At 42.4% G+C, this 25841-nt stretch carries 14 protein-coding genes and 1 pseudogene; all 15 read left to right on the top strand.

All coding sequences use genetic code 11. The features are described 5' to 3' along the window. The first annotated feature begins 42 nt into the window (after positions 1 to 42). The 15 genes and pseudogenes from C825_RS21730 to C825_RS21660 all read left to right on the top strand — a co-directional run bounded on the left by C825_RS21730 (position 43) and on the right by C825_RS21660 (position 25836). The gene (locus tag C825_RS21730) at positions 43 to 1980 is read left to right on the top strand and encodes a fimbria major subunit (protein ID WP_010800155.1); all 1938 of its coding nucleotides are present in this window, start codon (positions 43 to 45) and stop codon (positions 1978 to 1980) included. 15 nt (positions 1981 to 1995) lie between these two features. Continuing rightward, positions 1996 to 8406 (top strand): DUF8694 domain-containing protein, encoded by a 6411-nt coding sequence (locus tag C825_RS21725; RefSeq protein WP_010800154.1) that lies wholly within the window; start codon positions 1996 to 1998, stop codon positions 8404 to 8406. Positions 8407 to 8546: 140 nt separating this feature from the next. Continuing rightward, a complete protein-coding gene (locus C825_RS21720; RefSeq protein ID WP_010800153.1) occupies positions 8547 to 9476 on the top strand; it encodes a DUF5106 domain-containing protein in 930 nt (309 codons plus the stop codon). Positions 9477 to 9499: 23 nt separating this feature from the next. Next, positions 9500 to 10294: a M48 family metallopeptidase gene (locus C825_RS21715; RefSeq protein ID WP_007657687.1), complete on the top strand. Its 795-nt coding sequence runs from the start codon at positions 9500 to 9502 to the stop codon at positions 10292 to 10294. A 272-nt stretch (positions 10295 to 10566) separates the two neighbouring features. Beyond that, on the top strand, positions 10567 to 11205 hold the full coding sequence (locus C825_RS21710) for a bifunctional nuclease family protein (RefSeq protein WP_007657688.1): 639 nt from the start codon (positions 10567 to 10569) through the stop codon (positions 11203 to 11205). Beyond that, on the top strand, positions 11202 to 12518 hold the full coding sequence (locus tag C825_RS21705) for a NupC/NupG family nucleoside CNT transporter (protein ID WP_007657689.1): 1317 nt from the start codon (positions 11202 to 11204) through the stop codon (positions 12516 to 12518). Before C825_RS21710 ends, C825_RS21705 begins: the two co-directional genes overlap by 4 nt. A gap of 31 nt (positions 12519 to 12549) precedes the next feature. Beyond that, a complete protein-coding gene (locus C825_RS21700) occupies positions 12550 to 13248 on the top strand; it encodes a 16S rRNA (uracil(1498)-N(3))-methyltransferase (protein WP_010800152.1) in 699 nt (232 codons plus the stop codon). Positions 13249 to 13526: 278 nt separating this feature from the next. Next, a pseudogene (locus C825_RS21695) lies at positions 13527 to 14410 on the top strand (AraC family transcriptional regulator). Between the two features lie 236 nt (positions 14411 to 14646). After that, complete coding sequence (locus C825_RS21690; RefSeq protein ID WP_010800150.1) at positions 14647 to 15876, top strand: cellulase-like family protein; 1230 nt, start codon at positions 14647 to 14649, stop codon at positions 15874 to 15876. A gap of 113 nt (positions 15877 to 15989) precedes the next feature. Next, on the top strand, positions 15990 to 19136 hold the full coding sequence (locus tag C825_RS21685; RefSeq protein ID WP_010800149.1) for a SusC/RagA family TonB-linked outer membrane protein: 3147 nt from the start codon (positions 15990 to 15992) through the stop codon (positions 19134 to 19136). A 12-nt stretch (positions 19137 to 19148) separates the two neighbouring features. Beyond that, positions 19149 to 20843, top strand: coding sequence for a RagB/SusD family nutrient uptake outer membrane protein (locus tag C825_RS21680; protein WP_010800148.1), 1695 nt, complete (start codon positions 19149 to 19151; stop codon positions 20841 to 20843). Between the two features lie 22 nt (positions 20844 to 20865). Continuing rightward, positions 20866 to 21699 carry a hypothetical protein gene (locus C825_RS21675; protein ID WP_010800147.1) on the top strand — a complete coding sequence of 278 codons (834 nt, stop codon included), beginning with the start codon at positions 20866 to 20868 and terminating at the stop codon, positions 21697 to 21699. 21 nt (positions 21700 to 21720) lie between these two features. After that, entirely contained in the window at positions 21721 to 22386 is a 666-nt protein-coding gene (locus C825_RS21670; RefSeq protein WP_010800146.1) for a GDSL-type esterase/lipase family protein, read from the top strand. Between the two features lie 8 nt (positions 22387 to 22394). Further along, a complete protein-coding gene (locus tag C825_RS21665) occupies positions 22395 to 25247 on the top strand; it encodes a glycoside hydrolase family 2 protein (protein ID WP_010800145.1) in 2853 nt (950 codons plus the stop codon). 31 nt (positions 25248 to 25278) lie between these two features. After that, on the top strand, positions 25279 to 25836 hold the full coding sequence (locus C825_RS21660) for a glucose-6-phosphate isomerase family protein (RefSeq protein ID WP_010800144.1): 558 nt from the start codon (positions 25279 to 25281) through the stop codon (positions 25834 to 25836). Positions 25837 to 25841 lie beyond the last annotated feature (5 nt).

The following is a 25841-nucleotide window of genomic DNA, read 5'->3' as shown; positions in this document are numbered from 1 at the left end:
TTCTACCGGGCGTGTTAAGCGATTAATTTTAGTGAAAGAAGAATGAAGCAGTATGTATATCGTATTTTTTTGATGTTGGGATTAGCCTTATGGCTTGTCTCTTGTACGGGCACAGAAACCCCTATCGATGATCTTGGAAATATCCCAGAAGAAAGTATTCCCAGCGGTACAGGGAATATGTTTTCGCTGGCAATGAGAATACCTTTGCCAAATGATTATATGGGTACGAAAGCCTATGAAGGAGTAGACAGGGGGAGTGTTTCAGAAATACTGATAGATGGAGTAAGAATGGTTCTCTATGAAGGTGATGTTGTTAAATATTGTCTGGATCTGGATATACAGGTGCAGCCCGATAACAATGATTTTAAAGTTACCGGAAGTGATCTCTATAATTGGACCACTGATGGGAACAGAATCTTCATTCAGACAATAGCACGCACATTTGAACGGAGCAATTATGATATGCTAATCGTGATCAATCCCAATGATTCGATTAAGGCAAAAACGGAAAAAGGAGAACATGTCACCGCATTGGATGTTGCATTCAATACTACTATCGGTATGTTCCGTTCCCGTACCGTGATCGGAGAAGAGGGAACATACGAAGAACCGGCTTATTTCCTGATGATGAATTCCCAAAAACTTGTCGAACTAATACCCGGAAACTTCTATGCTACTAAAGAAAAAGCAGAGAACAATCCGGCTTTCATCAATCTGGAACGTGTGGCAGCAAAAGTCACTTGTGATTATGCTGGTACCGCAAATACCAAATCTACTGCAGTAGCTCCCTACGGACGATTTGTGATGTTGCTGGATTATAATAACCAATCAGAAGCTCCCTGGGGTGATGAAGGATACGATATACCGGAAGATTGTATTAAATGTCCGGTGCAAGGTTGCACCGGTACATTTAACCGGAAAACGAAACAGTGTAGTGCCAAACCTTATCTTCATACATATGATGGCCTGGGACTTGTTTCCGATCGGGTGCGTTATATGGTTGCAACTGACCTTACCTGGGAAATCGATGTAGTCAATAAAAAAAGCTATTGGCTCAGACATCTTACATATAAAGCCGGAGGAACCGTAATCGAAGAACAGGGAGATATCGACCGGGAATATTTTTACGCTGAAGACCCTAACTTCTCTGGCTTTTCAGGAACAGATGCGAAAAAACAAAATTTCAGCTATGTATTGGATGGCACAGAATTAAATCCGGGTACCAATAGTACGGCTAAAAAGCTGTATCCTCAACTCTCCGATTATAAATATTATAATTACTGGTCATGGAAAAAGGGAGACACTCAACCTGTGTACATACCCGAAAATACCATGGTTCAAAATGAACAAAAGAAAGATGTCGTGACTAGGGTTATCTTTAAAGCGGTTCTTAAAAGAGAGCAGTTTGGTGAGAAGAGTACAGAGGTGAATCCGGAGCTTCCGTTAAAACCGATCGAGGGGTTCTTTGTATTTAAAGGAGGAAATACGGATATCGAAAATTATAAATACAATAATTATAATAAAGACAATACCACTTTTTTTATTCTCCGTCCGGAGGATGTGGAGATCTACGCCTCGGCCTCTACAACAGAACATATTCATATATATCTTCGGGAGGGTATTCTCGAAGCGATCAGACAATTTAAAGAGGACCATCCTGATTTTAACTTTTCTAATTGGAGAAACGAAAAACCGGCAGAATCTGCCAATCTTTCATTTTATAAAAACGGTGAAATGTATTATGAGGTACCAATAGAACATTTTTCCGTTGCAGAGGCACAAGGTATCGGAAAATACGGACGTTTCGGTGTGGTACGGAATAACTGGTACAAACTGAATATAGAAAAAATGATCTCTATCGGATCGCCTGTTCTGCCGGAGTCCAAACCAGAGTTTATAGAGACTGTTACCCGGTCTGCTGTACCGGAGGTAAAAAGTAACTCGAATATTCTGATCAGAAATCAGTCAATCATATTCTAAATAAGCATAAGGGTTATGACAAATATTTCAAAAAAGACAATCTGTATTAAGCAGATGCAACTCATCGTATTTCTGGGACTATTATTGGTCGGTGGACAGGTGAAAGCACAACAGGCAACAAAAGTAAACGTTATCAATGAAGATTTTGAGAGACCCGAATTTAGCGGTAACTACATAGATCCTAATCCGGGAATATGGAGTTACTATGATTTCACGTATGCTGCCACTGTACCTATGGCCGATGATGCCGGAAAATGTATCATTACTAAAAATTCAAACCTTGTTGGTCACGGTGAACCTCCACAATGGCCACATCCCGATCATACCACAGGAACCGGATATTATCTTTTTGCCGTGAAGGAAGCAGGTACCGATCCTAAAAAAATCTATGCTGCTACAATCTCTTATGTAAAGAAAGGAGAGATTGTTAAGTTTGGCGTTTATTATGACGATGTGGATGGCGGATATAATTTTGAAATACAAGCTACGGGAACCGGACTTGGCGGTCAGACTAAAACTTCGGCCAACTATGCAAATTCGAATGGCGGATGGATTTATTGGTCTCATTCTGTTACAGCTACCCAGGATGGAGCGATTACTTTCAGTCTTGTTGATAAATATGGATATGAAAATAAGAAGCACAAATTTGGGGTGGATGATATAACGGTGAACATGAAGGCGATACAGATGGCATCTCCTGCTTCTTTATACACCTATACGAAAGTCAACACACAGGTTGCTGCTCCTTTTCTGGCAAAATATAACAATCCTTTAGGAAGTGAAGCTTATTCCTATGTATGGCAGAAATATGACGGTAGTTCTTGGGTTCAGGCCACTGGTACGGGAGCGACAGGAGGAGCTAATGGAACATCTTTTACAACAGAATTCACTCCTGCGGCGGAAAGTATGGAAGGTCTTGTCTATTACCGGCTTGTGGTCACGGCAGGTAGTAAAACTTTGTATTCGGATATAGTTACTGTAGAGTACACAGCGGTCGAATATCTGTTGAAGGATGACTTTGGTGGAAACTGGCCCTCTACCGATTCGACAAACCAGGCAGGAGCTTCGGGCGACTGGTGGCTTGCTGCTGGTCCGCATCCAACAATAACAACGGATTTTACTTACGGACTCCCCGATGACAGAGCCTACAACAGGGACAAAGCCGAACAAGCTTACGGGGAAAGACCGATTAAACTGGATCAGGGAGGAGCTGCCACTTATGCAATCACAAAACTGGCCGGATGGAAGTTGTCTATCCCCGGTTTTCCGGGTGTAGAGTGGAATTGGGGAGACGGAGACGGTGGCGGTAAAGGTGGCTTTGAGGATCACAGTATCCCTGGAGACAATTCAAAAGGTTATTTTATGTACGCTGTGAACCGTACAAATACAGAGAAGACTGTTTATGAAGCCAGTATTCCGGTAACAACGGACATGTTGGGACAAACCTTTTCTCTCAGTACATGGCAGGTTGCCTTGTGGGGGAGGGTCGATACTCTTCCCTATCAGTTTAAGTTGGAAGTTGAAGATGCTGGAGGTATTGTGATGGACTCTGCAAAGTTTAAGGTAAGCGACGAATGGGAAGAAAGAAAATTATTGTTTTACATTCCTCTTAGTTATCAGGACGATGATATTAAAATACGTATATCATCTGTAGGTGATAATTTGTGGCTTGGATTAGATGATATCTCCCTCACCGGATATGAATCATTTATAACTATCAAATCTCCAGTGTCGGGAAGTACTGTCGGTTTCAATGTGGATTTTATGGTGGATTATAAATATATCAGTCCTTCTATCAATTACAGGTGGCAAAGAAGTGCCGATGGTAATGGATGGACAGATATTGCTGGATCGGACGGTACGGCGACAGGTAACAGCGGAACTTTTACCGGGACTATACCAGCGGTGGTAGACGGTTACTATTATAGAGTTTTGGTAATCAAGGGGAATGGTAGTGATACGGATTTTACGGAAGCTCTGGTCTCAGAACCTGTGCGACTGTTTCGGGATGGCAATTACCTGATCAGAGAAGACTTTGGAGGGTGTGGTTCTACACAGGATTTTATTTATAAAGCCGACAATCAATATGTTATTCCCGGATATGAATATACCCAGGTGTCGGAGGGAATCGTAAGACCCAACCCCGGGAGCGGTAACTATATAATAACGAATCAAGTATACCTGAATTACTGGACAAATGAGGATAATTCTGAAAGTACGACAAACTGGAATACGGATGTAACAGATCATTCCAGTTGTAAAGACGGTTACTTTCTGCTGGTTCACGCCAGGGGTACGTCGGATGGTGAAAGTATGCCATTTTATAAAACGACGCTTTCCAATCTTTGTGGTGGTTCGAAACTATCGTTTAAAGCCTGGATTGCCAATCTGGAGAAAAACACCAATACCAAGCAGAATTTCAAATTTCTTGTCGGTTTCGACAACGGAGATACCCAAGAATATACGACAGGAGATATTCGCGGAGGAAGTAATAGTCTCTGGAAACAATATGGATTTGACTTTTTTGTACCGCAAGGTGCTACTACCGCTACACTTTCCCTATTTACGGAAGGAGCCTGGGACTGGGGTAAGGGGGTTGCATTGGATGATATTGAAATAAAATTATTGAGCCCGGCACAGATATTTACACCAACAAAGACGGAGATGATTGTGTTATCCGGTAAGAAAGAAACCCTGACAGGGGGGTATGCCTGCGGCAGTTTGACAGGCTCGCTCACCTATCAATGGCAGCAACGTCTTGAGACCGGAGGGTGGATCAATAGTAGTGGAACGGGAGCTACCGGTACTGTCGGAAATGGAAATTTTACGACCGATTATACAACAAATGCCATTCATGAGACTATTTATTATCGTTTTGTGGTAACAGGAGATAATGTATCTGTCTATTCTGATTCGGTTAAATTTATACCGGAAGATGCATCTAAATCGAAAACCTATTTCGTATGTCCGGATAACATGACGAAAGATCAAGCTACAGTTTATAGGGGAAGTGGTGAATATCTTCCAGGAATGGTGAGTTTGGGTGAACCAGGTTATTTGCCTTCGCTTATTCATATGGAGGCCCCAGAAATAACTGGAGTTACGTATAAATGGTACACTAGTAAAGACGGAGGTACGGAAGATCTACTGCCTGATCAGGATGAGTATGATTATGATCAGAAATATTCTTCTACGCAAGCCATAGAGGATCCTGTAATACTGTCTGACGGAAAGACACATACCCTGTCTGTCCAGAACGAAAGAAATACAGACGGACAGTTTAAAGCAAGAACTTATTGGGTAGAGATATGTGATATGAACGGAGTTCCCCTTTTGGATGAGAGAGTCGCATACTATTTACTGCCTGGTTATTTGTGTGGTAGCGTAGATGCTGCTATTTCTCCGGCAAATGCCCGTCGTATACACAGGGAGAACTTTGGGGGAACAGCTTCCGGAGATCCGAATGTAAAACAAGAGCCAATCGATTATATTACGATTGATTACGAACAGTATAAATCCAGTGATGGCAATTTGCCGGAAGGCGGTTATATGATTACGAAGAAAAGTCCCGCAGGGAGTTCTAATGGCTGGATGGCTATGACAGACCATATTTATGAAGACCAGCCTAATGAAACTCATGGTTATTTGGTCGCTGTAAACGCTACAGAGACTCCCGGACGTTTCTATACTCATCAATTAACGAACCTGGGCGCATGCCGTAATATCGAATTAGTTATTACAGGATGGTTTACCAGCTTTGTAAAATGGAACGGACTGGAGAAAGTGAATCTTAAATTTATATTGACAAACACAGAAACAGGAGATATATTAGCAGAATATCTTTCCGGAAATATGCTTGATGGGGAAGGTAATAATTGGAGACAATTCGGATTCAGGTTCCTTGTTCCGGAGAATGTAACCAGTATAACTCTGGAAGTTGTCAATAACAACTTTGGTACCGGAGGGGGAAATGATGTGTTGATGGATGATATTGAAATTTATCTGGTTATCCCTCCCGTGACCCTCGTGCCGTCTGTAAACGGTTATGTTTGTGCAGAAGATGAGGGAGTGCTTATCCTGAAAGGAACTTATACGGATGACGGTACCTTAGGAAACTATTTGGACTATCGATGGGAGTTTAGTCCTACCGGAAAAGATGGTCCGTGGCAACCCCTTGCCAGTGTTATCGGAGAGGTGACTTCAGGAGTGATCACGACTGATAAATCAAAATTCGAAATCTACCCTTTTACAGCAGCCAACAATGGATATTATCGTTTAGTAGTAGCTCAGTCGGGAGGTTTTGCCGGTATTCCGAATTATGCCTGTATGGCTGTGTCAGAGCCTCGTGAATTACTTTTTGCAGCCTCTATAGATAAGATTCCTACCCCTTCGCTGGCCGGTAACCGAACAGCTTTCTGCTATTCCGATGTAGATAGAGACGGGTATATCACTATAACCAACCAGGATACGCAAGTGAGTGATAATAATCCTTATGCAAGTTATACCTGGATGGTCGGTGGGACGGTCGTTTCCGATACTACAGCAAAAGCTTTGAAAATAAAATTGGACGATTATGCTCCGGGATTTTATACGGTTTCGTTGACTGCCAATAATTCCGTGGGATGTACTGAGGCTTCTATGCATGAGTTTGTTCTATTCCCTAAAGTAACCACTTGGACCGGTAATGGTGAAGCAAACAACTGGAATGATTTCAGAAACTGGGACAACGGTGTACCCGGATACTGTACTAATGTGATCATCCCCAATGAATCAATCAAAGTGGATCAAACCAATCTGTTAGGTCATTATCCTCTGTTGATAAAGCCGACAGTAGACTCGTTGAATGTGGTAAATGATTATACCAATAGTCAGTTATATCTGAATCAACAGAAAGAAAAGCAGAATGACGGATTCTTTTCTCTCCGCCCAGCTTGCGATACGATAACCTTCAAGATGGGGGGCGGAGTGGCTCGTACGAATTATTTGAACTACAGATTTGCAGAAGTGGATCTTGATGTGAAACCAGGTCGTTGGTATACTGTCTCGGCTCCTTTACGTGCAATGTATTCCGGTGATTATTTTGTCGAAGGAAATATAAAGCGTCAGAATCCAACAGTTTATATGATGAAATATAATACCACCAATCCACAGACACAAGATACACCGGCAAAGGTGACAGGCGACTTCTCGAATCCTTTCAATACGCTGACCGAAGATTTGTCTCCGGGGCTCGGATACGCTATCGGAGTCTATGATGGAGAAGACATCGAAGCGGAACTGCAGTCTTTCCGTTTCCCCAAAGATAGCGTTACCTATTCAATGTGGAATTATCATGGTGTTTATCTGGGCGAAACAAAGACAATGGATCGTACCGGTATAGGGCGGTTTACTTATGAGCAGTGTATAGAAGAGATGGAAGGTAACCGACCATTAGATAATGAAAATAAGAACTTTAATGTGACTGTGAAAAACGATCAAACAGGCTATACGACAGCTTTGTTAGGCAATCCTTTTATGTCACATCTGAATTTCAATCAATTTAAAGCAGCCAATCAGGCTATAACTGGCGGTTATTATATATGGACGGATAATGAAACGTTTGAAGCTTATAACCCAGGGGTTTTTTCAAATGATCCGTATCTTATTGCACCTATGCAATCCTTTATTGTAGAAAAGACAGGACAGATATCTGAGCTTCAATTCAATTTCACGATGTCGACAACAACGTCTGACATCACCCTGCGTTCCTCCCGCAGAATGGAAGAGGCAACGCTGAAGATGGACGTGTTGAGGAATCAGGTAGCCCAGAGTCATATTCGTCTGAAATATGTTCCGCTTGAAGAAAACCGGTATAATGCACGCAAAGATATGTGGACTCTCTTTTCGGAAGAGAATACAGAACCGGCTGTTTTATATACGTTACTGGATGGAAAGGCGGCTTCTATCCGTACATTGGGCGATTTATCGAAACCCATTGAACTGGGTATCCGTACCGATGTCAAAGGTGAGTTGACCCTTCGCTTATCCGGAATGGAAACTTTTGATACGGCTCAGAATATTTATCTGCAGGATACTTTTACGGGAACATTGCAGAATATGAGGGAGAATCCTGAATATACATTTGATAATCAGACAGGTTTTGTAGAAGGACGGTTATTCCTGCGGATAGGTGAAATAGAGGAGAATGACATTCCGGATTCGGATATACGTATTGCTGTCAGCAACGGCCGGGTCGTAGTAAGCAGTTCTGTTGATGATCCGATTAAATCTGTAAAAATACATGCTTTAAACGGTAGACTGATATATAATAAGCAAGCTATTCGTCAAAGTACTGTTTCTCTCGATGTGTTTATTCCTGAACAAGTTACTCTGGTTACTGTAACCACCCGCAACCGGCAAAAAACCGAAAAGGTGATTATACGTTAAAATTGAATGTTAACCCCTCCCTCCCTTCTGACTTTTTGATTTATAAAGTAGAGTCAGGAGGGATTCTCTATAAAATAATTGGCTAAAGTGATATCTGAAACTGTAGTAACTATTATATTTGCACTATAAAACATAAAGATATGATAGTCAGAATACTTTGCTTGCTGGCATTTGCGTTGATTTTTAACTCATGTCACGGCCAGCAGACAGCAAAAACAGAGAAAGAGGATACAACGCCGAGAACCTTTGAAATGGTTGCCGTTCCCAGTATGATTACCGATCCGGGCGAACGAGCCAAATATCTGGTCCAGCATTATTGGGATAAATTTGATTTTACCGATACGGCGTATATCCATCTGCCGGATATTACGGAACAGGCACTTACCAACTATATCGACCTGATGAAATATGTGACTCCGGAAGTTGCGACCTCTTCCATCAAAGGTATGATGCACAAGGCTGCGGCTGACAGCAGCTTCTTTGCTCATATGGCCGGTCTGTATGAAAAGTATCTTTACGATCCTAACTCTCCGATGCGTGATGAATCTTTGTATATCCCTGTACTCGAATCCGTCCTGGCCGCACCGGTCCTCGATGAAGTAAATAAAATCCGTCCTGCCCATTTACTGGAACTGGCATTAAAGAACAGGGTAGGTGAGCCGGCAATCGACTTTACTTATACCTTGGCTGATGGGAAAACCGGTACATTATATAATGTAAAGGCTGATTATCTTTTGTTATTCTTCTACAATCCGGATTGTCATGCCTGTAAAGAAATTACGGAACAGTTGTCGGGTGATCCGTTGATCGGCCGGATGATGTCTGATAAGAAACTAAAGATTCTGGCTGTCTATCCCGATGAGGATCTGGAAGCCTGGCGGAAACATATCCCTGATGTACCGGCAGCCTGGATAAACTCCTATGATAATACGGTAAGCCTTAAAAATGATGAGATATATGATCTGAAAGCAATTCCAACCCTTTACCTGTTGGATAAGACGAAAAAAGTTATACTAAAAGATGTCACATTTAACCAGTTGATGGAATTTATGCAAATGCAAACAAACTAATGTATGTAAATAACAAATTGAGTATGAGAACAACGTTATTATCAGTAATCTTGCTGGCTGGTGTCAGCCTGACTGCTTCTGCGCAGTTTAAAATCGGAGGGAAAACAATTAACACCAAGAAAGTGGTTAGCGCCGCTACCGATGTTGCTAAGGCTATCACACTTAGTGATGCCGATATAGTGACCATGAGTCGTGAATATATCGAATGGATGGATACCCATAATGAAGTGGCCGGCCCCGATACGGAGATGGGACAGCGTCTGGAACGTCTGACAAAGGATATCAAAGTTGACGGACTGGATCTGAATTTTAAGGTATACAATGTTATTGACGTAAATGCTTTTGCCTGTGGCGACGGTAGTGTCCGTGTTTGCGGCGGATTGATGAAAGTGATGGACGACAATGAAGTAATGGCTGTTATCGGACATGAAATCGGTCATGTACTTCATTCCGATTCGAAAGATGCCATGAAGAACGCTTATCTGACTTCGGCTGCAAAAAATGCCGCAGGGGCAACCAGTGATGTCGTAGCTAAATTATCGGATTCCCAGTTAGGCGACTTGGCAACGGCATTGGCCGGTGCACAATATTCTCAAAAACAGGAAAATGAAGCAGACGATTACGGCTTTGAGTTTAGTGTAGCCAATGGCCTTGATCCGTACAGCATGCATAATTCATTGAATAAACTGATGAGTTTGAGTGAAGATGCACCGAAATCATCCAAATTTCGCCAGATGTTTTCAAGCCATCCTGAAACAGCTAAACGTGTTGAACGGATGAAGGAGAAAGCGGATGAATATATGAAAGATAAGAATTGATTGTTAATATACCTTGCCAAATAAGGTATTTTACTAAATTATTGCTAAAACAAGTATGATTTGTGCTATAAAACTATGCTGAATAACATAAAGTGCTTATATTTGCACTGTGTTTTTCATGGTATTAGATTTAAGGTTAGCAATGAAGATTGGTTGTCGGGATGACAACCTTTTCTTTTTTATAGACTTTACCGATCATCATTTGTCCACTTTCCCTCTTTTAATTCCGAAATAATATTACTTTTGTATCAGTACTATAAAATTTATGTGGTGTGGATACAAAAATAAAATTACGGGTTCAAGGGCTGACTAATAGCCAGATTCAGTCGGGAGCATATGCCCTGATACTGGCGGAAGAAAACGGAGCTCGTCGTGTACCTATTATAGTAGGGACATCGGAAGCACAATCCATTGCTATTGCATTAGAACATATTACGCCTCCCAGGCCTCTTACTCATGATTTATTTATGACTTTTGCCCAGGCTTTCGGCATTCAGCTACGGGAGGTTTTCATTTATAAGTTCGAAGACGGTGTTTTCTATTCCGAGCTGTTGTTTGATGATGGCATAACTCAGGTACGCCTCGATTCACGGACATCGGATGCCATTGCAATTGCTCTTCGGGTGAAATGCGACATCTATACGACAGAACATATCGTTTCAGAATGCGGAGTCGTGCTGGAAGAATCCTCGATGCCGGATGAAATGGATGACAACGATTATGCTTTGCTGGACAAAGAACCGGAAGATATAGAAGATGAGGCGGAATTGAAGAAATGGCTTTCTCTTCTGGATGAAGAAGAATTGAGTGAACGGATGGAAGAAGCTGTAGCTGATGAGAACTATGAATATGCAAAGATGTACAAAGACGAGATTCGCCGTCGTGAAGAAGAGGAGGGAAGTGCCAAATGATAGATCAACAGAGCGGGATTAGTCTGGAATCCCTTTTACGTGGAATACTAGGGATCGTGACAGTTCTGGCTGTGGCATATGCCTTGAGTTATGACCGGAAACGTATTGACTGGAAGTTGATAGGAGGTGGATTGATTATGCAGGTCATATTTGCCCTGGCAGTTCTTTATATACCGTTCGTGGGAACAGCTTTGGAATGGATGGGGAAGGCGTTCATTAAACTGATGGACTTTACCCAGGCGGGAGTTGGCTTTTTATTAGGACCGTACGCAACCAAAAGTAATGGGTTTATATTCCTGATCCATTCATTACCGGTTGTCATTTTCTTTTCAGCATTGGTTTCCCTCTTTTATTACTGGGGAATTATCCAGCGTGTTGTGGGAGCTTTTTCCTGGTTGCTACGAAAGTTTATGAATATATCGGGTGCGGAAGGATTAGTTACCTCCGGAAATATATTTATGGGAATGACTGAATCTCCCGTGCTTATTAAGAATTACTTGCCGGCGATGAATAAGTCGGAGATCTTTCTGGTTATGGTGTCCGGAATGGGGACTATCGCCGGAACGGTTATGGCAACTTATATTGGTATGTTATCGGGGGGTGACCCTGTAGCCAGGGTGTTGTTTGCCAAGCATCTGATTTCGGCGTCGTTGATGGCTGCACCCGGCTCGATCGTTTTGGCAAAGATGCTTTGTCCGCAGACGGAAGTTGCCGTTGATCAGGCTGCCACGCTGGAAAAAGGAAGTTCCCATCCGACGGCTTTGGATGCCTTGGCTGCCGGAACATCTACCGGTATCCGCCTGATGGTCAATATAGCTGCAATGCTTTTGGTATTCATTGCGCTGGTCGCTTTGGCGAATTATCTTCTGGAAGGATTGCTGGGGCGTTATACCGGTTTGAATGAATGGATCGTTTCGGTGACTGACGGTAAAGCGCAGGGATTGACGTTCCAGTTTATTCTCGGAGTTATTCTGGCTCCTTTTATGTGGCTGATCGGTATTCCGTCACCGGATATTATGCTTGTCGGTTCTTTGCTGGGACAGAAAACGATCCTGAATGAATTTGTGGCTTATTTCCAGTTGCAGGAGTGGAAAGATGCCGGGATGTTCATGTATCAAAAGTCGATTTTAATGTCTACCTATATATTATGTGGTTTTGCTAATATTTCGTCTATCGGGATTCTGTTAGGCGGAATGGGAGTGCTGGCTCCGGAGAAGAAGGAAATGATAACCCGTTTCGGTTTTCCGGCCATGATTGCCGGTGCTTTGGTTTCTGTGTTGTCAGCCACGATTATAGGGATGATACTCGGGTAATTGAAAATTATAAATTGAAAATTAAAGAGACGTGCAGATATTTTATACGCCGGATATTGCAGTGAATCCGGAACTGCCGGAAGAGGAGGCAGGTCACTGTATTCGTGTACTTCGTCTGACCGAAGGCGATGAAATTTTACTGACTGATGGTAAAGGAACTTTTTATAAGGCGGCTATCAGTCGTGCCCATCATAAACATTGCGAAGTGTCCATTCTGGAGAGTTGGCAGCAACCGGCTTTATGGAACTTCCACCTTCATATCGCAGTTGCTCCGACAAAAAATATGGATCGGATGGAATGGTTTGCAGAGAAAGCGACCGAGATCGGTATTGATGCCATTACCTGCCTGAATTGTCGTTTCTCAGAACGCCGGGAGATAAAACCAGCCCGTCTGGAAAAGATCTTGGTCAGTGCCATGAAGCAGTCGCAAAAGGCGACACTACCCCAGCTGGAAGGAATGACTGATTTCAAATCGTTTGTCAGCCAACCTTTTGACGGTCGTAAGTTTATCGCTCATTGTGAGGATGGAGATAAAACATTATTAAAACAAACGTATCGTCCGGGTGAAAACGCTTTAGTACTGATCGGCCCTGAAGGAGACTTCAGTCCGGAAGAGATAGAACTGGCTTTACAGCAGGGTTTTGAACCTATTTCATTAGGAGAAAGTCGTCTTCGTACGGAGACAGCTGCACTGGTGGCTTGTCATACGATACATGTACTGAATCAATAAAGATTAAATATCATAGAAAAAAGGATATGTTAACCGAAGAAATACCTTTGGTTCGTATCCTTTTTTTATTTTTCTTTGAACCATACTTTAATACTTCAATGGAAAAGGAGGAGAGATATTGAAGGTTATGTTATATTAACATCCCATTTTATGTTAATGGTAAAATACCATAATTTCCTGCGAATATCAAATAAATATTGATATAAGCTCGATTGTATATTTGTGCAAGAGGCATAAGTATGTATTGGCTAACCATCTTCTTTATTAAATAAAACATTATGATACCACTTTATCAGGAATTACCATTTACGAGCAATAGCTATATAAACTTCTATAAAGAAGATTTGCCACATTTTATTGTTCCGTGGCATTATCATCCCGAAATAGAAATTATGTATATATTGGAAGGTACCGGAACACGTTTTGTCGGGGACCATATTGACAGATACCAGGAAGGTGATGTTTGTATGGTAGGACCGAAGTTGCCCCATGAATGGCGGAATGATGATGAATTCTTTAAACAAGGTGCCGGACTGAAGGCGTCTTGCCTATGTTTGTTCTTTCTAAAAGATATTTTTGAAGAAAATCTGATCCGCTTACCGGAAATGAACAATATTCGTCAGTTGATAGAACGTTCCAGGCGCGGCATTAAGTTTATGGGGAAATCCAGAGATACGATCGGTTCTTTCATCCAACGTTCGGTGAATGATACCGGGCTGCCCGAATTACCAACTTTATCTCGTTGCTGGAAATGATGGCGACGACAGACGAATATGAGTTGCTGGCAAGTGTCGGATTCACGGAATCTGTCAATTCTTCGGATTTTGAAAGATTCGATAAAGTATACCAGTATATGATGAAGAATTTTACAAAGCCGATAAAACTGGAAGAAGTCGCTTCACTGGTCGGTTTGACGCCTAATGCTTTCTGCCGTTATTTCAGGGGACGTACCAAAAAGACATTTGTACAGTACTTGAATGATATACGTATCGGGCATGCTAAAAAGCTATTGATAGAAGGACGTATGAAGATTTCGACGTTAAGTATGGAGGCTGGTTTTAATAATTTGTCAAACTTTATTGAGCAGTTTAAACGCTCCACACAGATGTCGCCGTCAGAATATCAGAAAAAGTTCGGAGTAAAAAACCGGAAAGTTATCTGATTTCAGATTTATGGTAAAATACCAGCATTATGCGCAAAAATAAAGAAAAGAAGTAGGCTTAACTGACTATATCTTTGCCATATAGAAATCTGAGATATAGTTAACAGTTATAATTCTAATAATAGAAAGCCTATGGATACACAAGCATTTTGAATAAAGAGTTTTATAGTGTAAATGCAAATTATCCCGTTTAAGTAATGAATATGGACAGAAGGAATTTTATAAAACAAACTACTATGGCAACTTTGGGTAGCCTTGCTTCTTTTGATCTGTTTGGAACTTCTTCTTTTAATGAGGTAGTTCCGGAAATGAGTAAGAGAAAGATATCGCCCCGTGCAATTACCATGTGGGACTTTTCCTGGTTGGAACGTCGTTGGCCGGGAGCCGGTTACGAAGACTGGGATAAGGTGTTGGATGAATTGCTCGAACGTGGTTATAATGCGATACGTATTGATGCTTATCCGCATCTGGTCGCAGAGAATCCGACCGGGAAATGGATGTTGAATGAGGTCTGGAACCAGCAGGTTTGGGGAAGTCCGGATTTGAATGAAGTACAGGTCCAGCCTGCTTTGAATGAGTTTCTTACAAAATGTCGGGAACGCGATATCAAGGTAGGACTTTCTTCCTGGTATCGTCAGGACGTAGATGATACCAGGATGAAGATAACAACCCCAGACAAGATGGCTGATTGCTGGATATCAACTCTTAAATCTATAGAAACAGATGGGCTGTTGGATACTGTATTATTTGTGGATCTGTGTAATGAATGGCCGGGAAATTTGTGGGCTCCTTTCTTTTCATCCCAATATCCGCATGTTGTATGGGGACAATGGTATAAGGAAGAGTCGCTTCAGTGGATGAAACATGCTTTGAATCGGATGAGGAAAGAATATCCGGATATGCCTTTCCTCTTTTCCTTTGATTATGGGGATGTTCAGAAATATGAGGAAGTAGACACTTCTTTCCTGGATTTGTATGAGCATCATATATGGATGGTTCATCAGAATAACAGCGAGTTTTATAAGATCGTGGATTATAAGGATGGACAGTTTTCTCCCGAAGCCTATAAGAAAGTGGTGAGATCTGCTGAAAAGCTTTACCGGGAGAAACCATTGTACTGGCAGAAGTTACTGACCGATAAAATAGAACTGACAGGGAAAATCGCAAGAAAAACAGGACGGCCTCTTATTACTACAGAATGCTGGGGGATTGTAGATTATAAAGACTGGCCTCTGCTGAATTGGGATTGGGTGAAAGAACTTTGTGCTTTAGGAACAGTAGCGGCTGCTCAAACGGGGATGTGGGCAGGAATAGCTACGAGTAATTTTTGTGGACCGCAGTTTGCCGGTATGTGGAGAGATGTAAAATGGCATCAGGAATTGACTGCAATAATCAGGTCGGCTGTGTTGGATGAATCTATTGTCATGAATAATGAAATAGCTGCTAAATTATTGAGACGGCTTTAAGTTTCAGTTATCAAAAAGTCTCATGTTAAAATTTATATAAGCGAGAACATATTGTTCCCGCCAGGGAAATTACATTAAAAAAATAGTGATTAATCAATTAAATCAATTCTTTTATGGAAAAGAAAAATAGAAGTTTTTATCTGGTTTTCATTTCCGTTTTCCTGCTTTTAGGAAACCTGCTGGCAGAAGCTCAAACGGGAAGGACTATTTCCGGAATTGTTGTATCGGAGGTCGGTAATGAACCTCTGATAGGTGTAAACGTTGTTCAGAAAGGGACTACAAACGGTGCAGTTACGGACCTGGACGGACGGTTTACCTTGACTGTTCCGGACGGAAGTGTTTTACAAATTACGTATATCGGTTATCAGGAACAGTTATTGACCGTCAAGCCCAACATTGCAATCTATCAGGTTACTTTAAAAGAAGATTCGCAGGCTTTGGATGAAGTTGTTGTGGTGGGCTATGGCATTCAGAAGAAAAAACTGGTAACAGGTGCGACTGTACAGGTGAAGGGAGACGATATTCAGAAGCTGAACACGGTGAGTGCTTTGGGTGCTTTGCAAAGTCAGACTCCTGGGGTGAACATTACCCAATCATCCGGTATGCCGGGCGAAGGTTTCAATGTGACAATACGTGGTTTGGGTACAACCGGTTCTTCGGGACCTTTATACATTATAGACGGGGTTACCGGTGCGGATATCAATAATCTGAATCCTGCCGATATCGAATCTATTGATGTGCTGAAAGATGCTGCATCAGCTGCTATCTACGGATCACGTGCTGCGAATGGTGTTGTATTGGTGACGACAAAACAGGGGCGTGCCGGAAAAGCAACCATATCTTATGACGGATATTTTGGTGTGCAGAATGTATATAAAATGGTTCCGACACTGAATGCACAGGAATATGCGATGATACAGAATGAAGGTCGTTTAATGGATGGCCTGCCTGCTTATGATTTTAGTTCGATGGTACCCAACTGGGAAAGTTATGCCAATGGAACGAACAAAGGGACGAACTGGTTGGATGAAATGAGGAATGAGAATGCCCCGGTCCAGAATCATGCTCTGAATATTACGGGAGGAAGCGAACAGTCCGTTTATTCTATCGGTATTTCCTATACTTCACAGGAAGGTATTCTGGGTAAACCTGTACAACCCAAGTATGATCGTTATACATTTCGTTTGAATACCGAGCACATTTTATTAAAAAATAAGGACTTTGATATCATTAAGTTTGGAGAGAACCTGACATATTCTTATACTGAAAAATCGGGAATCTCTATCGGCAACCAGTATCAGAATGATATCAACGGTGCGTTGAAAGCCAATCCGTTCCTTCCTATGTATGACGAAGACGGGAATTATCATTATGCACTGGATTGGGATCCTACTGGTGAAAACCCGGTTGCCCTGATGGATTATGCACATGGTCAGAACCTGACAAAGAAACATAACATTAAAGCGAATGCCTACGTGACTTTACAGCCGATCAAAAACCTGAAGATCAGGAGCAGCTTCGGTTTGACAATGGAAGCTAATTCCTATCGCAGTTTTAAACCGGTTTATGAGTTGGCTTCGAATGTGTATAATAAAGAGAATGAGGTGACTCAACGTATGTTTATCAATTCTGGATGGCTTTGGGAAAATACGGTAAGTTATGATTTCAAAATCAATAATAATCATAATTTCAGCGCCTTGATCGGTCAGTCTATGGAACGGAGTGGTTTAGGTGACAATTTATCGGCCAGCAATGTCAATTCGATTTTCGATGACTTCGATCATGCCTATCTGGATAATACAACTGTTATCTATGCCGATAAAACAACAGTCGGTGGTTCTCCTTATATGAAGAACGGGATCTTACAGAAAAGAGGGATCGCTTCTTTCTTCGGTCGTATCAATTATGATTATAAGGAAACTTATTTGTTGACCCTGGTCATGCGTGCCGATGGTTCATCGAATTTTGCTAAAGGAAATCGCTGGGGTTATTTCCCTTCAGTTTCTGCCGGTTGGGTGATGAGTAACGAAGCATTTATGGAGCCGACGAGAAATTATCTCGATTTCCTTAAAATCCGTGCCAGCTGGGGACAAAACGGTAATCAGGATATCGATCCGTTCCAGTATCTGGCAACGATCTCGTCCCTGAAGTCCAATTATTTCTTCGGACCGGACAAGCAAACTATTTCTTCCGGGGCTTATCCCGATATTTTACCTAATAAGGATGTAACGTGGGAAACTTCCGAACAGCTGGATTTAGGTCTGGATGCCCGTTTCCTGGGTAGCCGTCTGGGACTTTCATTCGACTATTATATAAAGACAACCAAAGATTGGTTGGTACAGGCTCCTATTCTGGATTCCTACGGTACGAACGCTCCTTATATCAATGGCGGTGATGTTCGGAATAAAGGTATTGAACTGGCTTTGAACTGGAATGATCATGTTGGAGATTTTACTTACGGGGTAAACCTGAATTTGTCGCATAATGAGAATGAAGTAACTCGTATTGCCAACTCCGAAGGAATTATTCACGGAAGTCCGAATATTCTGAGTGAAGGTACAACGGAAATGTATCGGGCACAGGAAGGATACCCGATCGGTTATTTCTATGGGTATAAAACGTTGGGTGTTTTCCAGAGTGAAAAGCAGATAGCAGAATATACCAGAGCAAAGCTGTCGGGTACAGCCCCCGGTGACTTGATTTTTGCAGATACGAACAAGGACGGTGTGATTGATGATAAAGATAAATGTATGATCGGTAACCCGCATCCGGATGTTACAATGGGATTGACTCTGAATTTCGCATATAAAGGATTTGACCTGGGGATAACGACAAATGCTGTATTCGGTAACCAGATCGCCAAGTCGTACCGGTCGTTTACAGACCAGCCGAAAGAAAACTATACAACAGACATTTTAGGCCGTTGGCATGGTGAAGGCACTTCCAACCGCTTGCCTCGTGTTGCATCCGGAACGAATGTAAACTGGCTGTACATATCGGATATATTCATTGAAGACGGGGATTATTTCCGTATCCAGAATGTGACTTTAGGATATGACTTTAAGAAACTATTCCCCCGTATGCCGTTGGGTCAGGTCCGGTTGTATGTGACAGCTCAGAATCTGGCAACCTTTACCAAATATTCAGGAATGGATCCGGAAATCGGGTATGGTGCAGATAAGAGTTGGGTGTCCGGTATCGATGTCGGCTTTTATCCAAGTCCGAGAACATATATGATAGGTGTTAATTTAAAATTCTAATCGATTTAAAATATGAAAAAGATAGCATTTCTTTCATTACTCGTATTCCTGTTTACAGGTTGCGACGGTTTTCTGGATTCAGAAAATCTGGTGAAAAAGGATACGTCGAGTTTTCCGGAAACATCACAGGATGCATTGGATGCGTTAACCGGAGTGTATTCCATATTACCATCAGTGAATGTAAACCAATGCACTTTCCTGGTATCCGAATTGCTTTCGGATGACCGTCTGGGAGGTGGAGCTGCCGTAGATAGAAGCTGGGCTGCAATGGATCAACTTAAAAAGATAAATGACGATATGTTCCCGGATTTCTGGAAAAAAATGTATCAGGGGATTTTCCGTTCCAATATGCTGCTGGAAACTCTCGATGTGGTAAAGACATGGGAAAAGCCGGAGTTGAAAGATCAGATAGCGGCTGAAGCCCGGTTTCTGCGTGCTTACTTCTATTTTGAATTATGCCGTATGTTTGGAACGGTACCTTTGGTTCTGACGACAGAAGCTGTGAATAATCCGCGGGCCGAAGCCAGAGAGTTATATGCTCAGATGGCGGATGATTTGAAATATGCCATTCAGACGTTGCCGGATAAAAAATATGAAGTAAAAGACAGCCAGTTGGGACATGCAACGAAATGGGCTGCCGAATCATTGATGGCACGTGTCTATTTATTTTATACCGGATATTATAAGCAGGACGCCCTGCCATTGACTGAAGGCGGTTCTGTGACAAAACAGGAAGTGATCAACTGGTTGGATGACTGTATTAATAATAGCGGTCATGGGCTGGTTTCCAATTTTGGTAATTTATGGCCTTACGCAAATTCCGCTACGGCTCCTGATTATAAGTTCGCTACAGATAATAACCTGAGTTGGGTGGGAGATGACCAGAATAATGAAACGATCTTTTCCATTAAATATTCTGCAATGGGTAATCATTCTACCAGTATTTATTATGGAAACCAACCGGTACTTTATTTCTCCATTCGTGAACAACCGAATTATGAGAATATATTTCCGTTCGGACAAGGTTGGGGAGCAGGACCGGTCAGTACTAATCTGATAAGCGACTGGGAGATAAGCGAACCGAATGACTTCAGGCGTGCCGCTTCTATCCTGGACGTAAACGATCCGGATGAGAATATAAAAAGTTATACCTGGGGAGCCAGTATGCAGATACAGGAAACAGGTTATTGGCAGAAGAAGTATATCGCAATAAACGCACATCAGGCAAAGTCGGACGGAACGACAGCTTGTGTTAATTACAGTTGCATATTGTATGGACGAACTCCTGACTTCCAGATCGATAACACACAGGATCAGGTGATCATCCGCTTTGCAGATGTATTGCTGATGATGGCAGAGCTGAAACAGGATGTCAGTTATTTGAACCGGGTACGTGAACGTGCCGGTTTAACCCCTCTGGCTGCTTATACGGATAGGGCGTTGCAGAATGAACGCCGTTGGGAACTAGCCTTTGAAGGTTCCCGTTATTATGATTTGCTTCGTTGGGGCATTGCAGGCGAATCCCTTGAAAAACAGAACGGCGTAAAAGTTAAGAATAATGGAGTGGATGATGTGATGAATATGGGTAATCTGACACAACGTATCCAGGAAACGGGAGGATTCATGCCTATACCCAAAACACAGATTGATTTATCGGCCGGCGTACTTGAACAAACTCCGGGATGGGGTAATGATGCATTGTATTAATCAAACAGTTAAATGAAATTATATGAAAAAGATAATAATCGCTCTTTTTTCGCTACTGGCAATGTTTCAGTTGTCTTGTAATCCGATAGAGGAGGAGCATAAACAAGGTAGTGTGATCGCGGAAAGCGAGTTGAAGTTGGATGTATATCCGCTGACAGAGGGAGGAAATAAGATTGTTATGATCAATAATACTCCGATGGTCGGATCTCATTGGAATTATGGTTCAGGCATCTCTGTGCGTCAGCAGGATACGGTTCTGGTCCCGTTTTTAGGTGAGAAAGAGATTGTTTTCACCGGAATATGTGCTGGAGGAACCATTTCTACGACTCGTAAGGTGACTATTGACAATATTCTTTATCCGATAGAAGATGAATGGGCCATTTTTGCAGGAACGGATAAAAATGGTAAAGACTGGATGTGGGATTATACAAGTCCGGACGATGTCGTTTGGGGAAATGGCGGCTATCCCGGAAATACCGCTCCGGCCTGGGCAACGATCAAGGCGGGAGATATGGATGATCAAGATCCGGAAGTCGGGAAAGACGGCGTTATGCATTTCGACCTGAACGGTGCCGCCAATTTTACGAAGATAAGTCAGACCGGAAAAGTTGTGGAGAAGGGTAGTTTTAAGTTTGATATGACTAAACAGAAGGTGATGGCTGACGGAACTCCCTGGTCTATCGGTACATTGACAATTGTGGACGGAACGATCCTGAAAGGAGTTTCTCCGAACGAAGGAGGGAAAACGGTTCATGAATTTGACATTCTGAAGTTGACCGAAGATAAATTGGTCTTGGCGCATGTCTTGTCTAATGGCTGGGAAGCGTGGTTCTGGTGTTTTAAAGTGAAAAAATAAGAAGGAAAGGTGTGATAGATCATGAAAAAGATAGTTCTGCTTTGTATTTTATCCTGTCATTGCGTTTTAGCTTCGGCCCAATATGAACGGGCTGCGCAATGGGAAGAAAAGATTCAGGAGTTAAGGGATAAAAACAGTAAGGAAGGAATCCAACAAGGTTGTGTTTTATTTATAGGTAGCTCTACGTTTACACGATGGGGAGATACACAGAAGTATTTTCCAAACTCGGTGGTAGTGAACAGGGCATTCGGTGGTTCTATGATGTGCGATCAGATCTATTTTTTCGATGAAGTTGTCAAGCCTTTTAATCCTCGCCAGGTCGTTATCTATGAAGGCGATAATGATTTGAATGAGACGGAGACTACTCCTGAACAGTTTATGGAAGATGTCATTTGTATGAGCCGTCTCATTCATTATCATTATCCGGAATGCCGTATTCTGCTTGTTTCCATCAAGCCTTGTCCGGCGCGGGTGAACTCTTTTGAGAAATATAAGAAAGCCAATCGACTGATGGAAGAATATGCTGCATTGTATGATTATATGGATTATGTAAGTGTCTGGGAGAAATTTGTCGATGAGAATGATTGCCCTATTATGGAATACTTCAAAGAAGACCATATTCATATCACTCCTGAAGCATATCTTCTTTTTAAAGAAGTGATGGAAGATAAATTGTTGAAAAAGTAGGTAAAACTATGACAAAGATATATTGGTTAAGTTTGCTGGCATTCCTGTTGATCGGAGCGTCAGTACAGGGGCAGAGTAACTTGAATTTCGGACGGACCGTCAGGCAACAGGCTGATGAACTTCCCCATTCAAAAGCCGGAAAGATTATAACGGAAAGGAAAGCCTACCAAGCCGTATCCGGACAGTTACAAAAGGATGAAGAAGGTAATTTCCTGCTTTCCGGCGGTTGGGAGATGATCGAAGGATATAAGCTGGCAGGAAAAGGTATATCTTTGTGGGATACCCGGACAAATGCCGATGAATGGTATAATGCGGTTGTGCCGGGAACAGTCCTTACCACACTGGTCGAACAGTCAGTATATCCGGATCCTTATTATGGCCTGAATAACTTACTGATACCGGATACGCTTTGCCGTATGGACTGGTGGTACCGTATCTCATTCGAGATACCTCAGACGATGAAGGATACGGACTATCAGATATTACTGAACGGTATCAACTATAAGGCGGATATCTGGTTGAACGGTATCCGCCTGGGTACAATGAACGGAGCCTTTAAAAGAGGCTTGTATACTGTGGCCGGTTTATTGGATAAACAGGGAATGAATACATTAGCCGTTCATATTTTTCCACCCAATAATCCGGGTATTCCGTTTGAAGAGAATAAGGAATGGTTTGGCGGTAATGGTGGTGCCCTTTGTCTGGACGGACCGACTTTTATCTCTTCGGAAGGATGGGACTGGATACCTGGTATCCGGGATAGGAATATAGGTATCTGGCAGGATGTCAGACTGGTTCCGGTAGGTGATGTCCTGATGGAAGATCCTCAGGTCATCACAGATCTACCATTGCCGGATACGACTTATGCCGATATTAAAATTAAAACGCGGTTGGTGAATACAACCCCGGAGACACAAACGGTTTCCGTGAATGGAAAGATAGGAGATATCTCTTTTTCACAGGAAGTAATACTGAAACCTTCCGAACAAAAAAATATAAGTTTCACACCGGAGCAATTCGGACAACTCCGTATCCATAACCCTGCTTTATGGTGGCCGAACGGTTATGGGGCACAGGCTTTGTATAAATTATCCCTGACTGTGACTCAGGAGGATCAGGTAAAGCAAAAGAAAGAGATCCGTTTTGGTATCCGGGAACTTTCTTATGAACTGATGGCACAGACTGCCGAAAAGGAAAATATACGTTTTCAGTATAGCCCTACGGATGTAGAGGAAGGAAGATCTTTGTTTGATTATAAGAAACGTGTACCGGTGGAGAGTCCGGCTTTTTCTTCGATAATCATTCCTTCGTTAACTGACGGAGCAATACAATACCTCCGGAAGGAGACCACTCAGCCGGAAAATCCTTTCCTGACTATTTGTGTAAACGGAAAGCGTATCTTCTGCCGCGGGGGAAACTGGGGAATGGATGATGGTATGAAACGGGTAACCCGTGAACGGTTGGAACCTTATTTCCGTTTGCATAAGGAAGCCAATTTTACCATGGTGAGAAACTGGACCGGAGAATCTACGGAAGAATTGTTTTATACTCTTTGTGATGAATACGGTTTGCTCGTTTGGAATGACTTTTCCATTTCGACTCAGGGATACAACCTGGAACCGTTGGATGATGAATTATTCCTTGCCAATGCCCGGGATATTGTCCTTCGTTTCCGTAATCACCCCTCTATTGCCATCTGGTGTCCGCGTAATGAAGGATATGCTCCGGAAATATTGGAAGACGGTTTTCAGAAGATAATCAGTGCAGTGGATGGTACCCGGCATTATCACGGGAACTCCAGGGATTTGAATCTTTGTTCAAGCGGTCCGTGGCACTACATTGATAATCAGTTGGAGTATCTGACCGGAAAAGCGGATGGTTTCAGTACGGAGTTGGGAGCACCGTCCGTACCGACCGTCGAAACTCTTCGCAAATTTATACCGGAAGAAGATCTATGGCCTATCGGTGATGTTTGGTATTACCATGATTTACACTATGAAAGTTTCGATTGGAAAAACTATATCCGTGATGTGGAAAAGTTAGGACAGGCTCCGTCACGTAATGCGGATGAATTCTGTTCACGTGCCCAGTTCATTAATTATAATCTGTATCGCAATATGTTTGAAGCCTGGAATCAGAAAATGTGGAACTATGCCAGTGGTCTGTTGTTATGGATGAGCCATCCGGCATGGCCAAGCATGATCTGGCAGACTTATTCATATGATTATGAGACGCACGGTTCTTTTTATGGAGCGAAGAAAGCCTGCGAACCGATACATGTTCAATGGAATTCAGTAAACAAAAAACTACAGGTCGTTAATACGACACTTGAAAATATACCGGATGCAAAAGTCTTTTTCAGGGTGTACGATTTGAAAGGAAAGCAATTGTATGAGAAAAAGATCTCTGTGGAATTAGAAGCAAATAAGCTGACAGACTGTATGGAAATTGCTTTGCCTCCGGAAATCAGAGACGTTTCGCTCGTCCGGACCCAATTATCTGACCGGCGGGGAAAGATCGTCTCGGAGAATGATTATTGGATCAACCCTTCCGAACCAACCGATTTCTCTGTTTTACAGGAAGGAGGAAAATCTGAACTCCGCATAAAATGGAATACACCGAAGAAAAAGGATAATAAGATATTGATCCGGGCAGAGATAAAAAACAACTCGCAAAAGATCGCTACCGGTATCAAAGTGAATGTGCGAGACAAGGAATCGGGAAAGTCGCTATTGCCGGTATATGTTTCTGATGGTTACTTTAACCTGCTACCGGATGAACATAAACAGGTCAGTATAGAGATTCCCGAAAATCTGGCTGGCAAGGAGTATTACGTATCGGCTGATGAGTGGATCAGATAATGAAGAAAATCAATGTGACAAAATAATGATTATGAGAACAAACAAGGTTTTTATACCCGAAGTCTTTTTTACCAATGATTGTCTTACAGGAGAAGATGTTGTGAAATCAACTCGTGTATTGGGTGATCTGGACGGGGTATTCCAGGATAAAGAGGCATATGGGAAGATGAATAAAGAACAGGTCGTTTATCATGTCAGCAGTTACCTCCCGGTTTTGGAGAGTACCCCCGGTGGCCTGTTCATGGGGATTACGACACTTTATTCCGGTAAGGTCGGGCAGGAGTATTTTATGACGAAAGGACATTTCCATTCCAACAGCGATCGGGCAGAGTTTTATTGGGGGGTGGAAGGTGAAGGCTTCCTGATCCTGATGGATGAACGAAGGAATGTATGGGCTGAACGAATGTTTCCGGGAAGTCTTCATTACATCCCGGGGAAAGTAGCACACCGGGTAGCCAATACCGGGTATCAGAAATTGGTATTTTCCGCCTGTTGGCCTTCTGATGCCGGACATGATTATGCAACAATTGCCGATACAGGGTTTGCCCGGCGTCTGGTGGATGTAAACGGAGTTCCTACTTTAGTTTAAAGGAT

Source organism: Parabacteroides sp. ASF519 (genome assembly GCF_000364265.2).
In the GTDB taxonomy this organism is placed as follows: domain Bacteria; phylum Bacteroidota; class Bacteroidia; order Bacteroidales; family Tannerellaceae; genus Parabacteroides; species Parabacteroides goldsteinii.
The sequence above is the reverse complement of the archived record's forward strand: the minus strand, read 5'-3'. Positions and strand labels throughout refer to the sequence as shown.

What these genes read in the sequence shown, in the direction of transcription:
- C825_RS21675 (WP_010800147.1), top strand. Translation starts at nt 20,866, where the DNA reads ATGAAAAAGATAATAATCGCTCTTTTTTCGCTACTGGCAATGTTTCAG.
- C825_RS21670 (WP_010800146.1), top strand. Translation starts at nt 21,721, where the DNA reads ATGAAAAAGATAGTTCTGCTTTGTATTTTATCCTGTCATTGCGTTTTA.
- C825_RS21665 (WP_010800145.1), top strand. Translation starts at nt 22,395, where the DNA reads ATGACAAAGATATATTGGTTAAGTTTGCTGGCATTCCTGTTGATCGGA.
- C825_RS21725 (WP_010800154.1), top strand. Translation starts at nt 1,996, where the DNA reads ATGACAAATATTTCAAAAAAGACAATCTGTATTAAGCAGATGCAACTC.
- C825_RS21720 (WP_010800153.1), top strand. Translation starts at nt 8,547, where the DNA reads ATGATAGTCAGAATACTTTGCTTGCTGGCATTTGCGTTGATTTTTAAC.
- C825_RS21705 (WP_007657689.1), top strand. Translation starts at nt 11,202, where the DNA reads ATGATAGATCAACAGAGCGGGATTAGTCTGGAATCCCTTTTACGTGGA.
- C825_RS21680 (WP_010800148.1), top strand. Translation starts at nt 19,149, where the DNA reads ATGAAAAAGATAGCATTTCTTTCATTACTCGTATTCCTGTTTACAGGT.
- C825_RS21730 (WP_010800155.1), top strand. Translation starts at nt 43, where the DNA reads ATGAAGCAGTATGTATATCGTATTTTTTTGATGTTGGGATTAGCCTTA.
- C825_RS21685 (WP_010800149.1), top strand. Translation starts at nt 15,990, where the DNA reads ATGGAAAAGAAAAATAGAAGTTTTTATCTGGTTTTCATTTCCGTTTTC.
- C825_RS21660 (WP_010800144.1), top strand. Translation starts at nt 25,279, where the DNA reads ATGAGAACAAACAAGGTTTTTATACCCGAAGTCTTTTTTACCAATGAT.
- C825_RS21690 (WP_010800150.1), top strand. Translation starts at nt 14,647, where the DNA reads ATGGCAACTTTGGGTAGCCTTGCTTCTTTTGATCTGTTTGGAACTTCT.
- C825_RS21715 (WP_007657687.1), top strand. Translation starts at nt 9,500, where the DNA reads ATGAGAACAACGTTATTATCAGTAATCTTGCTGGCTGGTGTCAGCCTG.